The sequence below is a fragment of the Flavobacterium hankyongi genome (assembly GCF_036840915.1).
GTDB classification, from domain to species: domain Bacteria; phylum Bacteroidota; class Bacteroidia; order Flavobacteriales; family Flavobacteriaceae; genus Flavobacterium; species Flavobacterium hankyongi.
This window is the reverse complement of record NZ_CP085725.1, coordinates 1769883-1784446: the sequence shown is the minus strand read 5'-3', so window position 1 is coordinate 1784446 and position 14564 is coordinate 1769883. Positions and strand designations below refer to the sequence as shown.

17 protein-coding genes are annotated in these 14564 nt (G+C 31.7%); 8 read left to right on the top strand and 9 right to left on the bottom strand.

Features of this window, described 5'->3' with window-relative positions; genetic code table 11:
- Positions 1 to 3: 3 nt before the first annotated feature.
- The 5 genes from LJY17_RS08365 to LJY17_RS08345 all read right to left on the bottom strand — a co-directional run bounded on the left by LJY17_RS08365 (position 4) and on the right by LJY17_RS08345 (position 5313).
- Positions 4 to 165 carry a hypothetical protein gene (locus LJY17_RS08365; RefSeq protein WP_264543385.1) on the bottom strand — a complete coding sequence of 54 codons (162 nt, stop codon included), beginning with the start codon at positions 163 to 165 and terminating at the stop codon, positions 4 to 6.
- Positions 166 to 234: 69 nt separating this feature from the next.
- The gene (locus tag LJY17_RS08360; protein ID WP_264543384.1) at positions 235 to 2064 is read right to left on the bottom strand and encodes an ABC transporter ATP-binding protein; all 1830 of its coding nucleotides are present in this window, start codon (positions 2062 to 2064) and stop codon (positions 235 to 237) included.
- The gene (locus tag LJY17_RS08355) at positions 2064 to 3791 is read right to left on the bottom strand and encodes a phospho-sugar mutase (protein WP_264543383.1); all 1728 of its coding nucleotides are present in this window, start codon (positions 3789 to 3791) and stop codon (positions 2064 to 2066) included. Before LJY17_RS08355 ends, LJY17_RS08360 begins: the two co-directional genes overlap by 1 nt.
- A gap of 35 nt (positions 3792 to 3826) precedes the next feature.
- Positions 3827 to 4783 carry a glycosyltransferase family 2 protein gene (locus LJY17_RS08350; protein ID WP_264543382.1) on the bottom strand — a complete coding sequence of 319 codons (957 nt, stop codon included), beginning with the start codon at positions 4781 to 4783 and terminating at the stop codon, positions 3827 to 3829.
- A complete protein-coding gene (locus tag LJY17_RS08345) occupies positions 4783 to 5313 on the bottom strand; it encodes a DUF4199 domain-containing protein (protein ID WP_264543381.1) in 531 nt (176 codons plus the stop codon). Before LJY17_RS08345 ends, LJY17_RS08350 begins: the two co-directional genes overlap by 1 nt.
- A 218-nt stretch (positions 5314 to 5531) precedes the next feature.
- Between LJY17_RS08345 and LJY17_RS08340 the strand changes: the two genes are divergently transcribed.
- The 4 genes from LJY17_RS08340 to mtaB all read left to right on the top strand — a co-directional run bounded on the left by LJY17_RS08340 (position 5532) and on the right by mtaB (position 9985).
- Complete coding sequence (locus LJY17_RS08340; protein WP_264543380.1) at positions 5532 to 5783, top strand: type B 50S ribosomal protein L31; 252 nt, start codon at positions 5532 to 5534, stop codon at positions 5781 to 5783.
- A gap of 118 nt (positions 5784 to 5901) precedes the next feature.
- Positions 5902 to 7074 (top strand): GlmU family protein, encoded by a 1173-nt coding sequence (locus LJY17_RS08335; protein ID WP_264543379.1) that lies wholly within the window; start codon positions 5902 to 5904, stop codon positions 7072 to 7074.
- A gap of 86 nt (positions 7075 to 7160) precedes the next feature.
- Positions 7161 to 8558, top strand: coding sequence for an aspartate ammonia-lyase (gene aspA, locus LJY17_RS08330; protein WP_264543378.1), 1398 nt, complete (start codon positions 7161 to 7163; stop codon positions 8556 to 8558).
- A gap of 98 nt (positions 8559 to 8656) precedes the next feature.
- The gene (gene mtaB, locus LJY17_RS08325; protein ID WP_264543377.1) at positions 8657 to 9985 is read left to right on the top strand and encodes a tRNA (N(6)-L-threonylcarbamoyladenosine(37)-C(2))-methylthiotransferase MtaB; all 1329 of its coding nucleotides are present in this window, start codon (positions 8657 to 8659) and stop codon (positions 9983 to 9985) included.
- Positions 9986 to 10016: 31 nt separating this feature from the next.
- On the opposite strand, the gene LJY17_RS08320 is transcribed toward mtaB, so the two are convergent.
- A complete protein-coding gene (locus tag LJY17_RS08320; RefSeq protein WP_264543376.1) occupies positions 10017 to 10358 on the bottom strand; it encodes a hypothetical protein in 342 nt (113 codons plus the stop codon).
- Positions 10359 to 10394: 36 nt separating this feature from the next.
- The gene (locus tag LJY17_RS08315) at positions 10395 to 10679 is read right to left on the bottom strand and encodes a GNAT family N-acetyltransferase (protein ID WP_264543375.1); all 285 of its coding nucleotides are present in this window, start codon (positions 10677 to 10679) and stop codon (positions 10395 to 10397) included.
- A gap of 118 nt (positions 10680 to 10797) precedes the next feature.
- Here LJY17_RS08315 and LJY17_RS08310 point away from each other — a divergent pair, with 118 nt between their 5' ends.
- From LJY17_RS08310 to LJY17_RS08300, 3 genes are read left to right on the top strand one after another with little or no spacing between them, the layout of a single operon-like run.
- Positions 10798 to 11454, top strand: coding sequence for an alpha/beta hydrolase (locus LJY17_RS08310; protein ID WP_264543374.1), 657 nt, complete (start codon positions 10798 to 10800; stop codon positions 11452 to 11454).
- Position 11455: 1 nt separating this feature from the next.
- Positions 11456 to 12307 carry a lytic transglycosylase domain-containing protein gene (locus LJY17_RS08305; protein WP_264543373.1) on the top strand — a complete coding sequence of 284 codons (852 nt, stop codon included), beginning with the start codon at positions 11456 to 11458 and terminating at the stop codon, positions 12305 to 12307.
- Between the two features lie 15 nt (positions 12308 to 12322).
- The gene (locus tag LJY17_RS08300) at positions 12323 to 12691 is read left to right on the top strand and encodes a sulfite exporter TauE/SafE family protein (RefSeq protein WP_264543372.1); all 369 of its coding nucleotides are present in this window, start codon (positions 12323 to 12325) and stop codon (positions 12689 to 12691) included.
- Here the strand turns inward: LJY17_RS08300 and LJY17_RS08295 are convergent, their stop codons facing one another.
- Positions 12692 to 13390: a TlpA family protein disulfide reductase gene (locus LJY17_RS08295; RefSeq protein WP_264543371.1), complete on the bottom strand. Its 699-nt coding sequence runs from the start codon at positions 13388 to 13390 to the stop codon at positions 12692 to 12694. It lies immediately after the preceding gene.
- A 152-nt stretch (positions 13391 to 13542) separates the two neighbouring features.
- Entirely contained in the window at positions 13543 to 14058 is a 516-nt protein-coding gene (locus LJY17_RS08290; RefSeq protein ID WP_264543370.1) for a DUF2892 domain-containing protein, read from the bottom strand.
- 158 nt (positions 14059 to 14216) lie between these two features.
- Here LJY17_RS08290 and rpmH point away from each other — a divergent pair, with 158 nt between their 5' ends.
- Positions 14217 to 14378: a 50S ribosomal protein L34 gene (gene rpmH / locus LJY17_RS08285; RefSeq protein WP_007136275.1), complete on the top strand. Its 162-nt coding sequence runs from the start codon at positions 14217 to 14219 to the stop codon at positions 14376 to 14378.
- The last annotated feature ends 186 nt before the right edge of the window (positions 14379 to 14564 follow it).

Here is a 14564-nt window from a genome sequence, read left to right as displayed (position 1 = left end):
TAATTATTTAGGGAATTTTGCAGAATACCTTCCGATAAAGAAAGCACTTAATGTGAAGCCTACTATAAATTTTGATAGAATATCTTCTCCTAAAAATTCTAATATTAATAAATAAATTATCGTTGAAAGTATTATAAAAATACCTGTGAATGTACTTTGCTTCATAATTTTATTTTTTTACCAAGATATATATTCTTTATGTAATAAAAAATCCCGAACGAGTCGGGATTGTATTTATTCAAATGATTGCATCATTACTAATTTGGAATAAGTTCCATTTTTAGCTAAAAGTTCATCGTGAGTTCCTTGCTCAACAATTTCACCTTTTTGCATTACTACAATTTTATCTGCTTTTTGTATTGTAGACAAACGGTGAGCAATTACAATAGATGTTCTGTTCTGCATCATATTTTCCAGAGCAACTTGAACAAATTTTTCACTTTCAGTATCTAATGCTGATGTTGCCTCGTCTAAAATCATTATCGGAGGATTTTTAAGTACGGCACGAGCAATAGATAAACGTTGTTTTTGTCCTCCCGATAGTTTTCCTCCAGAATCACCAATATTGGTTTCTATTCCTTTAGGTAAATCTTTCACAAACTCATAAGCATTGGCTACTTTAAGGGCTTCAATTATTTCCTCATCAGTAGCGTTTGGTTTACCAATAAGTAAATTGTTCTTTATTGTGTCATTAAATAAGATAGAATCTTGCGTCACTAATCCCATTAGGGCACGAAGCGAATGCATTTCTAAATCTTTAATGTCAATTCCGTCAATAGCAATTTTTCCTTCATTAACATCATAAAAACGCGTCAATAAATTGGCAATGGTACTTTTTCCACTTCCAGATTGACCAACTAAAGCAACAGTTTTTCCTTTAGGAACTTCTAATGAAAAATTCTTCAATACATTTTCTTCTGCGTAAGCAAAATTGATGTTTTCAATTGTTATTTTTTCATCAAAAGACTTTTTAACGATAGCGTCAGGTTTGTCAGTAATTGTGTTTTCTTGTTCTAATAAAACAAAAACTCTTTCGGCGGCAGCTAAACCACTTTTCACCTGAAAAGAAGCCTTTGAAATTGCTTTTGCAGGAGTAAGGATAGTATAAGCGAGAGCTATGTATGTAATAAAAGCTGTACTGCTTAATGTTTGATCAACCAAAACCAGTTTTCCTCCATACCAAAGTAATGTTCCAATAGTCATAATTCCTAAAAACTCACTCATTGGCGAGGCTAAATTATTTTTGTTAGAAATACTGTTAGATAATTTTAGTAATCGGTTAATAGAATCATTAAATTTTTGGATAAAAATATTCTCTGCATTAAATCCTTTAACCACTTTTAATCCTGATAGTGTTTCATCAAGTGTAGAAATAAAAACTCCTGATTCTTGCTGTGCACGTTGTGATTTTGATTTTAAGCTTTTGCCAATTCTGGAAATAATGAATCCTGAAATTGGTATGAATAAAAATACAAACAATGTAAGTTCTGAACTAATTGCAAACATTGTTATGATAGAAAATAGAATAGTTAAAGGTTCTCTAACAATCAATTCCAGAATTTGAAAAAAAGAGTTTTGAACTTCTCCAACATCCCCAAGCATACGTGCCATAACATCTCCTTTACGCTGATCTGAATAATAAGAAACAGGCAGATGTATTATTTTATGATAGAGTTTTTGTCTTAAATCACGCAAAACCCCATTTCGTAAAGCAGTAACATGTCTAGAAGCTAAGTAATTGAAAAAGTTTTTCAGCAATGCAGTTATTAATACAATTCCAATTACCAGTAATAAAGCATTTTGTTTCCCATGTTCATTAGAAATACTTGTGATTGTATAGTTTAAATAATCTACTCCGAAATCTTTTATATCTGCAATACCAGTGTAAATGGGTTTGGTTAATACCTTTTTACCTTTGTCAAAAATGACATCAAGGGTAGGCATTAAAGAGACCATTAGTAACGTACTAAATAAAGCATATGATACGTTGAAAATAATGTTTAGGGTAACATTCCTTTTGTAATGTAGTGCAAAAGGAATTATTTTTTTTAGATTATTATCCATTAATTAAGATTAAGTTCTTTTATAATGTTTGTGATTTTAGTATCCAAAAGAAGTTCAGCTTCAGTAATATCTGCAAGACTTTCAATAGCACAATTTACACTAAAATAAAACTTTATTTTAGGTTCTGTGCCACTTGGACGTGCACAAATTTTGCTTCCGTCTTCTAAATAATAAATTAATACGTTCGATTTAGGAACTGTAATTTCAAATTCTTCATTGTTCATGAAATCTTTCCCTTTTGAACTTTGATAGTCTTCCACACAAACTACTCGTTGACCATTTATTTCAGAAAGCGGATTTTCACGTAAATCAATCATCATTTGTTTGATTTCGTTTGCTCCTTCAATTCCTTTTTTTGTTATAGAAATTAGGTGTTCTTTATAGCATCCAAAATCAACATACATTTGAAGCAATTCTTGATACAAAGAGCTTCCTTTTTCTTTTGCTTGTGCTGCTATTTCGCAGACTAACAAGATAGCACCTACACCATCTTTGTCGCGAACCGCATCACCAACCATAAAACCAAAACTTTCTTCACCACCACCAATAAATTTTTGATTAGGGAAGTCTTTGATAAATTTTGCAATCCATTTAAAACCTGTCAAACCAACTTTGCATTCTACACCATAAGCTTCAGCTAAATCAAGCATCATAGGAGTTGATACAATGGTAGAACCAATAAATTCGTTTCCAGTTATTTTTTCTTGTTTTTTCCATTGTTCCAACAAGAATGCTGTCATGACTACCATGGTTTGATTTCCGTTTAGTAGCATCATTTCTCCTTTGGTATTTCTAACGGCCACACCTAATCTGTCTGAATCAGGATCTGTCCCCACAACAATATCAGCATTTAATTTTTCTGCTAATTCCATAGCCATTTCTAAAGCTTCTGGTTCTTCTGGATTTGGGGATTTTACAGTTGGGAAATTTCCATTAGGAATCTCTTGTTCTTTAACAATATTTACATCTGTATAACCTGCTTTCGCTAAAACTCCAGGGATAGCTTTTATGGATGTTCCGTGTAATGGCGTGTAAACAATTTTTAGATTTTCTTTGGCCGATTTTGAAGTGTCAAAACTAGCATTCGCTACTGTTGAATCTCTGAAAGCCTCATCAACTGCTGTGTCGATATATTCAATTAAATTTTCATTTGCATTGAAATTTATATCAGTATATTCTAAACTTTCAATAACCTTGATAACTTCACCGTCTTGTGGAGGTACAATTTGGCCTCCATCTTGCCAATACACTTTGTATCCGTTATATTCAGGTGGATTGTGAGATGCAGTAAGAACAATTCCAACATGACAATTTAAATGTTTAACAGCAAATGAAAGTTCCGGAGTTGGACGCATATCTGAAAACAAATACACTTTAATTCCATTTGCCGAAAAAACATCGGCCACAACTTTTGCTAATGTATTACTGTTGTTACGACAATCATAAGCAATTGCAGCTTTTAAATCTTCTCCAGGAAAACATTTTTTTAAATAATTTGATAAGCCTTGTGTGTTTTTACCCAGAGTGTATTTGTTGATACGGTTTGTACCAACACCCATAACTCCGCGCATTCCTCCAGTTCCAAATTCTAGGTTTTTATAAAAGCTGTCCTCTAGTTCCTTTGGCGAAGAAGTCATCATTTCTTCGATTGCTTCACGAGTTTGATTGTCGAATGTTGGTGTTAACCAAACGTTTACTTTGTCTAAAATTGCCTTTTCTATATGCATTTTCTTAATTTTAGAATTATTATTATTATATCTGTCTAAAGATTGATTTCTTTAGAAATTTTATATCGTTCTTCATTGTTTTTTGTACGAAGTATAATTTCGCCTAAAAAACCAGCTAAAAATAGTTGTGTTCCTATAATCATTGCTGTTAGCGCAATGTAAAATAAAGGATTGCTGGTTACTAATATTGTTTCGTAACCTGTATACAATTTAAATAATTTTAATCCAATTATTAAAAAGGTAGACACAAATCCAATGATAAACATTAAAACACCAGCTGCTCCAAACAAGTGCATTGGTCGTTTGCCATATTTTGATAAAAACCAAATGGTTATTAGATCAAGAAAGCCATTTATGAATCTGTTGATTCCAAATTTTGATTCTCCGTATTTTCTAGCTTGATGTATTACTACCTTTTCGCCAATTTTTCCAAATCCTGCATTTTTTGCTAGTACAGGGATATAACGATGCATTTCTCCAGAAACTTCAATGTTCTTGATAACAATGTTTTTGTAAGCTTTTAGTCCACAGTTGAAATCATTAAGTTGGACATCTGATGTTTTGCGAGCTGCCCAGTTAAATAATTTTGAAGGTAGATTTTTAGCTACTACAGAATCATATCTTTTTTTCTTCCATCCAGAAACTAAATCGTAATTCTGTTGGGTAATCATGTTGTATAATTCTGGAATCTCGTCTGGACTGTCTTGTAAATCAGCATCCATTGTAATTACTACATCACCTTTTGCTTTAGCAAAACCAGCATGTAAAGCTTGAGATTTTCCAAAATTTGTTAGAAACTTAATTCCTTTTATGTTTGAATTCTCTGCTGATAAATTCTGAATTGTGTCCCAAGAATTATCAGTACTTCCATCATCAATAAAAATAACTTCATAACTAAAATTGTTTTCAGTCATGACTTTTGTAATCCATGATGTTAATTCGGGTAACGACTCTTGTTCGTTTAGTAAAGGAATTATGATCGAAATATTCACTATTGTTGATATGAAGGTTTAGATTTAAAAATAGCTGCCAAAATTAATCCAAAAATTGAAGCAATAACTACATAAACAAAAAAACCTTGTATTTGTTGACCAATTGAAAATTGATCATTTTTTTGAATTTGCTCTATAGCTTTATTTATTTCTGAAGATGGAGCTCCAAATTTTTGTAATAACTCAGCAGTAAATTTAATTGACATTTCTTTTAATGTATCTTTAAGAGAAGGGTCTATAAAGTTGAAAAGTATTATTTCAAAAATGATGGCTAATGCAAGACCAATTAATATTGATATAAAATAAGTAGTAAAAGCATCTTTAAATGAAATAATTCCTTTTAGCTCTTTTTTAGTTTTACTTATTAAAATGACCGAAATTGCTCCAAAAATTAATACTTTAAGAAAAGTAATCCATCCAGACATAAATAATTCTAAATTTGTGCTGTATATTATTGTAGTAATTAAAATAGAAATTACACCAGTTATTATTCCGTAATTGATTCCGTTTTTCTTAATAATTTCGTTCATGGCTGATTAGTTTAGTTTACAAATATATGAATAATTAAAGTTTCAGGATTAGTGTGTTAAAATCAAAAAATGTTACGGAAACATTTGGATTTTAAAAAATAGTTGTACATTTGCACCCTGAAATTAATAGAATTAAAACAAAAGTTACTGTAAGTTAATACCTTTTTACTAGTAAAGAGCATCAAAACCCAAAGTAGCAAATCATAAAAAGATTTATCATGAAAAAAGGAATTCACCCAGAAAATTACAGATTAGTTGCTTTCAAAGACATGTCAAATGACGACGTTTTTATCACTAAATCTACTGTTGAAACAAAAGAAACTATCACTCACGAAGGTGTAGAGTACCCAGTTTACAAAATGGAGATCTCAAGAACTTCTCACCCTTTTTACACAGGTAAATCTAAACTTATCGATACTGCAGGACGTATAGATAAATTCAAAAACAAATACGCTAAATTCAGCAAATAATCGCTGTTTTTATCATCATATAAAGCCTTTCCGATTTGGGAAGGCTTTTTTTTTAGGTTTTGTAGTTTTATTACTAAACTTTGTAACTTTGATACATTATAAATCTGAACTGTAAAAAATGAACTATATACTTTTTGACGGAACGGTTAGAAACGCATTACTTCCGTTTACTTTTACTCGTCCCGTTGCTGATATTCGTGTTGGAATTTTAACTATCCGTGAAAAATGGGAAAAATATTTAGGTTACACTACTACAACCTTGACAGAGGAGTATTTAATGGATAAATATCCAATGGTTGAGATGGAAGAAAACATTATGATTAATGCTTCTTTTTTACCAAATGATATTTTAGTTGAAATGATTAGATCTTTGGAAGAAAATCAAGCCATTTTTTATAAAGAAGAAGTTGTAGCTTTTTATAGTAAAGAAAATCAGGAAGTCGATTTTGATACTTTCGAAATTATCGATTTTGATGAAGAATGTCTTCGAATAGAACATACTTGGGATATTTTTTCAAAAAACGATGCAGCACTTCGTGAAGATTTTGAATTGATTACTGAAGGCAGACATTCACAGCCTATTCCGAAATCGGTTAATGTTTTATCTCCTGAAAATATATTTATTGAAGAAGGTGCAAAATTAGAATTTGTGACTTTAAATGCTTCTACAGGCCCCATTTACATTGGTAGAAATACTGAGATTATGGAGGGTTCTGTAATTCGTGGCCCGTTTGCACTTTGTGATAATGGTAGAGTAAAATTGGCTACTAAAGTTTATGGGGCTACTACAGTTGGGCCTCATTCAGTTATTGGTGGGGAGGTGAATAATTCGGTATTGTTTGGATATTCTAATAAAGGACATGATGGTTTCTTAGGAAATTCCGTTTTAGGCGAATGGTGTAATATTGGAGCCGATAGTAACAATTCCAACTTAAAAAATAATTATGAGGAGGTGAAACTTTGGAGTTATGAAACAGAAGGTTTTGCAAAAACGGGTCTTCAATTCTGTGGATTAATGATGGGGGATCATAGTAAATGCGGAATCAATACCATGTTTAATACTGGTACTGTAGTTGGTGTTTCTGCTAATATTTTTGGTTCAGGATTTCCGCGTAATTTCGTCCCAAGCTACTCTTGGGGTGGAGCTTCAGGATTTACAACTTATTTAACTTCAAAAGCTTTTCAAACGGCTAAAATTGTTATGGCGAGACGACAAGTTGAATTTACAGAAGAAGACGCTAAGATTTTGGAACACGTTTTTGAGGAAACTAAAAAATACAGAAAAGAATAACTTGAAATTTTATAGAAATTATAACACCACGATTGCGAGAGTAGTCGTGGTTTTTTATGTAAATTTATTCCTCAAAATTTAAAGCAATGTATAGAATAGAAAACGATTTATTAGGGGATTTGCAAGTTCCTGAAAATGCATATTATGGAGTTCAAACTCAAAGAGCTATAGAAAATTTCCATATTTCGGGAGTTAAGCTATATCAGTTTCCCGAATTTATAAAAGGCTTGGCTTATGTAAAATGGGCAGCTGCCGAAACTAATTTTGAGTTAGGGTTGCTTGATGGAAAAATAAAGGATGCGATTGTTCAGGCTTCCAAAGAAGTTATCGAAGGTAAACTTGATCAAGAATTCCCTGTAGATATGATTCAAGGAGGAGCAGGAACTTCAACCAATATGAATGTCAATGAAGTATTGGCTAACCGCGCACTTGAAATCATGGGCTATAAAAAAGGAGAGTATCAGTATTGTTCACCAAATGATCATGTAAATTTATCACAATCTACAAACGATGCATATCCTACAGCGATTAAAGTAGGAGCCATTCATTCGAATGTTAATATGATTAAACATTTGAAACTGTTAATCCAATCTTTTAGAAAAAAAGGTGAAGAATTTAAACATGTGCTAAAAATGGGGCGTACACAGTTGCAAGATGCTGTTCCTATGACTTTAGGACAGGAATTTGAAGCTTTTGCCGCAACTTTAGAAGAAGAAATCGATCGATTGACTCAAAATTCTAATTTATTTTTAGAAACAAATATGGGTGCAACTGCTATTGGAACAGGATTGAATGCTGCTCCAGGATACGCTAAACTTTGTGCTGAGAATTTAGCTAAAGTTACAGGACTTGCAATAGTTTCTGCGCCAAACTTAATTGAAGCAACACCAGATACAGGTTCGTACGTTATCTATTCGTCGGCTTTAAAACGTATGGCAATCAAAATGTCTAAAATTTGTAACGATTTGCGTCTACTTTCTTCAGGGCCGAGATGTGGATTTAATGAAATTAATCTTCCTCCAATGCAACCTGGTTCTTCAATTATGCCAGGAAAAGTAAATCCTGTTATTCCAGAGGTGATGAATCAGGTTTGTTACAGGGTTATAGGAAATGATTTAACAGTTACTATGGCTGCCGAAGCTGGTCAGTTGCAGTTAAACGTGATGGAACCAGTGCTAATATATGCTATCTTAGAATCGATGCAATTGATGATTAATGCAATGGATACTTTAAGAGAAAAATGTATTGATGGTATCACAGCTAATGAAGAACACTGTAGAAATATGGTCTTACACAGTATTGGTATTGTTACTGCCCTGAATCCACACATCGGGTATAAAAACAGTACTAAAATTGCTAAAGAAGCACTCGAAACAGGGAAAAGTGTTTACAATCTTGTTCTAGAGCATAACATATTGTCTAAAGAGCAGTTGGATGAAATTTTAAATCCTGAAAACATGTTAGCTCCTAAGGCTTTTAAATAATTGAATAGTAATTGATTAATAATTTTTACAAACCAATATTTCTAACTAATTTTGCACCCTCAATTTTTTGACAACGATTTCATTGATTGAGCTATTTTATGGAAAACAGAAAAAAAGTAGCCTTTTATACTTTAGGCTGTAAATTAAATTTCTCTGAGACATCTACCATTGCGAGAAATTTTCAAGACGAAGGTTTTGACCGTGTCAATTTTGAAGAAGTTGCCGATATTTACGTAATCAATACGTGTTCGGTAACCGAAAACGCCGATAAACAATTCAAACAGATTGTGAAAAAAGCCATGAAGCTTAATGACAAGGCGTTTGTTGCTGCTGTTGGATGTTATGCTCAATTAAAACCTGAGGAATTAGCTTCGGTTGACGGAGTAGATTTGGTTTTAGGAGCAACAGAAAAATTCAAAATTACAGATTATATTAATGACCTTTCCAAAAATGATATGGGTGAGGTACATTCTTGTGAAATCGAGGAAGCCGATTTTTATGTTGGAAGTTATTCGATTGGCGACAGAACCCGTGCATTTTTAAAAGTGCAGGACGGATGTGATTATAAATGTACGTATTGTACTATTCCATTGGCACGTGGAATTTCACGTAGTGATACAATGGAAAACGTGATGAAAAATGCCAAAGAAATTTCAGAAAGAGGAATTAAAGAAATTGTTTTAACTGGAGTTAATATTGGGGATTATGGGAAAGGTGAATTCGGAAATAAAAAACACGAACATACTTTCTATGAGTTAGTTCAAGCATTAGATAAAGTGGATGGAATTGAACGTTTACGTATTTCTTCTATTGAGCCAAATTTGCTTAAAAATGAAACAATAGATTTCGTATCGCAAAGCCGAACTTTTGTGCCGCATTTCCATATTCCGTTACAATCAGGTAGTAACACAATTCTTAAAAAAATGAAGCGTCGTTATTTACGTGAATTGTATGCCGAACGCGTAGCTAAAATTCGTGAAGTGATGCCTGATGCTTGTATTGGTGTAGATGTAATTGTTGGTTTTCCAGGAGAAACAGATGAATTGTTTTTGGAAACATATAATTTCTTAAATGAATTGGATATTTCCTATCTACATGTCTTTACTTATTCTGAAAGAGATAATACAGAAGCAATGGCCATGGAAGGGGTTGTTCCGGCAAATGTAAGAGCGAAGCGTAGTAAAATGCTTCGTGGATTATCAGTAAAAAAACGTCGTGCTTTTTATGAAAGCCAAATTGGATTGGACAGAACAGTTTTGTTTGAAGGAGAAAACAAAGAAGGTTACATTCATGGATTTACAGAAAACTATGTAAAGGTTAAAACACCTTGGAATCCAGAATTAGTAAATACATTACATCATGTTAATCTAACAAAAATTGACGAAGACGGTAGTGTAAGAATGGAGTTTTTAAATGTACTAGTATAAAAGAAAAGCCTGTCGAAAGACAGGCTTTTTTTTAATATTTATAATGAAACCGAAGTTTAGTAATTCTGAAAACATTATCAGCTAATCTCTCAACAAATTCAAATTTATTTCTTCCTGGTTGATTTAAGGCAATTATCGATTGAGCGTCAATTTCATAATACATTCCGTTGCCTTCCATCATAAATCTTGCGCCATTATTTCTGTAGGCAGAACGTATTAAATCAAATTCGAATAAGTTCCACGTAGTATAATTAGCATTAAAATCACCATTGGATGTGCAAATTCCTTCAGTAATTTCAGTTTTACTTCCGTAGTATTTTTCAATTTTTTCAAAAAAATCAATAATACTTTGATTGTCTTCTTGGTCTGTCATTATTCGAATGGTAAAATTATTTCATATCGAAACTTTTTAAAGCCTAATTCCCGGAGGAAGCATGTCTTTGTATTTTGGATTTTTTTTAATAAATGTAGCAATTCTTGGAAATATAGGGACAACTTTGAATTTTTTCTCTTCAGCAATGGACATGATTTCTACTAAAAAATCATCTATAAATTGATCATTGCTAAAGTTTTCAGGCGTATTAATACGTGTTAAAAATATCTTACGATCCTGAAATGAATATTCAACGGTTACCATTCCTTCTGGTGTGGGAGTTTCAAATTGACGTGAAAAAGAGTTGTCTTTAATTTCCATAATTTCTACTAAGGAGTCTTAAAATAAATATAAATTAACAGCGAAGGTTAAAAACTGTTGTTTGAAATAGTTAATTTTATACAAATTTCGGTAAAATCTTACTAACTCTACACATTTTATGTCTAAAATTCATGTTTATTTTATGCCTGGGATGGCAGCTAGTTCATCTATTTTTGAGCGAATTAAACTTCCTGAAGAACAATTTGAAATGCATTTTTTAGAATGGGTTTTACCTGAAAAGAATGAAAAGCTAGAGGAGTATGCCAAGAGAATGGCTCAAAATATTAAACATGAAAATGTAGTTTTGATTGGAGTTTCTTTTGGAGGTATTTTAGTTCAAGAAATGTCTCAATTTGTTTCTGCTAAAAAAATAATTATTATTTCTAGTGTGAAAAGTAATAAAGAATTACCAAGCAGGATGAAAATTGCAAGAGTTACTAAAATCTATAAATTAGTTCCAACTAGCTTGGCACAAAATGTCGAGGTTTTGGCAAAATATGCCTTTGGAGAAGTGGTTAAAAAGAGGTTAGAGTTATATGAAAAGTTTTTAAGTATGCGCGATAAGTCCTATTTGGATTGGGCAATAGAGCAAATTATAAATTGGAATAGGGTAGAGCCAGATCCAAAAGTGATTCATATTCATGGTGATGCTGATGAGGTGTTTCCGATAAAAAATATAAAAGATTGTATAAATATTGAAGGTGGAACTCATATCATGATTTTGAGTAAATATCGATGGATTAATACTATCTTGCCTGAAATAATATTGAAATAAGATGAAGAAAGTATCTGTATTAGTTGTAGCAATTTTTTTAGGAGTAATGCTTTTGAGTGCTTCTAAAAATGAAGCAGAGAAATTTCCAACCAAGATTGATTTTTGTGGAGAAGAAGCGCCTTTGCATATTTCAGATGTCCACGATAGACTAGATAGAGAGTTAGTAGTTAACCAGTATATGCACGGTTCGACTATATTGATTATTAAAAGGGCTAATAGGTTTTTCCCAATAATTGAACCTATTTTGGCTAAAAACAATGTGCCAGACGATTTTAAATATTTAGCAGTAATAGAAAGTTCATTAACAAATGCGACTTCGCCATCAGGAGCAAAAGGTTTTTGGCAATTTATGCCTCAAACAGCTAAAGAAAAAGGAATGGAAGTGAATGATATTGTTGATGAACGTTATCATTTAGAGAAATCTACACAAATGGCTTGTGAGTATCTTATTAAAGCTAAAGAGAAATTTGGTTCATGGACAATGGCTGCTGCGTCTTATAATGGAGGTATGAATGGGTTGCAAAAAGCCGTTGATCAGCAAATGGAAACAAATTACTATAATCTTTTATTGACTGATGAAACGTTTAGGTATGTTTTTAGAATTTTAGCTCTAAAAGAAATTATGCAAAATAAAAGTGCTTACGGATTTAATCTGACAGCTGAAGAATTATATCAGCCAATGCAGTCTAAAAAAATAGAAATTGATAGTAGTATAACAGATTTGGCTAAATTCGCAAAAACTCAGGGAATAAATTACAAGGAACTTAAATTGTTTAACCCTTGGTTGCGTGATAAAAAACTTGATAATCCTACTAAAAAGAAATATGTTTTAGAAATTCCAATCAAAGGATAATTAATCATGAAAAGTATGACAGTAACAATAATATTATCTTTAGTTTTAATTGGTTTATTGGCTGGAGTTTTAAGTGGTTTAGTGGGTGTTGGTGGCGGAATTATTATGGTGCCATTACTTGTTTTGCTATTAGGATTCAATCAGCATCAAGCGCAAGGAACAAGCTTGACGGTTTTGGTAGTGCCGGTAACTGCTTTAGCAGTATTCAATTATTATAAGGAAGGATATATAAATTGGAAATACGCGGCAATAATTGCTGTTTTTTTCGTTGTAGGAAGTTATTTTGGTAGTAAACTTGCTGTAAGTATTGATCAAAAAATGCTGAAAAAGATATTCGCAGCTATTCTAATATTGGTAGCAGGAAAAATGCTACTCGAAAAATAATTAATTAGTGGTTAATTGTTCGTCCGAAATATTTTTTTCGATAAGTAAACTGCTAAGGCCTTCTCTAAAAACGTTATAATTTAAAGTATAAGCTTTTACATAAGAACTTTTGTTATCAGGTTGTGCACCTCCTCTTTTGATATTTACTACTTTTAAATTTTGGTCTAAAAAGTAAGATGTGGGAAACCCAAGAGTATGTTTTAAATGTGCTACTATTATAGCATCTCTTTTGTAAGTTTCATGAGCATAACAAACAGTGATGTTGTGGTTAAATTTTCGGGCAATTTGTTTTACTTCATATTTTTTGTTCCAAAACAAGATTACAAACTGTACGTCTTTAGCATATTTTTGAGCTAATTTGTTCAAGGCAGGAATTTCTCCTTTGCTTGGAATACACCATGTGGCATATGTCAGTATGAAAACGGGTTTCTTGAAACTACTGAGTTTTACCTTTCTTTTTTCAAAACTCTTTAAGGTGTAATCTTCAAATGTGGTTCCAATTAAATGATGTGAAACCAATGAATCAAACATAATCTGACCTTTTTGAATTTCCCTGTTGGCAAATGCGTCATTGCTCTTAATGTTGTATCTATTTAAATGCTCTTTCAAGGCTTCAGGAAAAGTAGCCTCTTGGCTCTGAGCGTAATTGCTTGAGAAAGCTGCAAATAGTAGTAAAATAGTAGTGTAAATATTTTTCATAAGCAGTAATTCTTAATGCTAATTTATAAATATAAAACTCTGTATTTCAATAATATCGGTCAAATATCTAAAATATCGATTAACAACATATATATACGAAAAAACCACACAAATATTGTGTGGTTTTTTGTTTTTTAACAAAAAAAGATGTACTAAATTTTCTTCAGTTGATCTTTCATCATCTTAATTTGATCTTTCAGCATATTGTGTTTGTCAAGTTTTTTAGCCTCATTTAATAAGTTTGTTGCTTCAAGCTTTCTTCTTCTACTTAAAGCAATACCTGCTAAATTTAATTTAGCTAAAGCCAAATCTTGGTCCATAGATAAACCTAAACTAATTGCTTTTTTAAAATATTTTTCAGCCTGATTTAAGTTGGTTTGAGAAATCATTAAACCATTTAAATAATTGTAATAACCTTGTTGTTTTTGAACCAAAGCTGTTTCAGGATTTTTAATTTTGTCTAACCATTTTTTTGCTCCTTCAAAATCTTGATTTCTTAATTTTAAAAAAGCCATTAATATGTATTCATTTCTAAAGTATAGAAAAACAGGGATTATTGTAAGTAGTGTTAAGAAAATTCCATTTCCAATATTTCCTTCAGTAAATTGCCAAATTCCAGTAATAAAGAGTAATCCAGCTATGATTAGTTTGATGTTTTTATGAAACATAAAAGTGTTTTTAATAATGAGTTGCAAATATAAGAAAAGGAAATAAATTATTTTTTATAAAAGCACTTGCAAGAATAAAAAATCGTTGTATATTTGCACTCGGTTTCGAGAAAACCAAAAATTAAGATATTTATACAAGATTTTAAAGATACACAGTTATGAGTAAAAGAACATTTCAACCATCGAAAAGAAAAAGAAGAAACAAGCACGGTTTTATGGACAGAATGGCTTCTGCGAATGGAAGAAAAGTCCTAGCTCGTCGTCGTGCTAAAGGAAGACATAAATTAACTGTTTCTTGCGAACCAAGACACAAAAAATAATGATTGATTTTCAGTCAAATATATAGGCGTTACTTTTATCAGTAACGCCTTTTTTTTAAACTGTTCATAAAAATACTGATAATTATTTAGAGCTTTTTCCTGCTGTACGCTGTATCTTTTTAATTTTGCTTAGTTCATAGAAAAGGTGTTGTAAAGCAAAATTAAAAAGGATGCTGCTTCCATCAG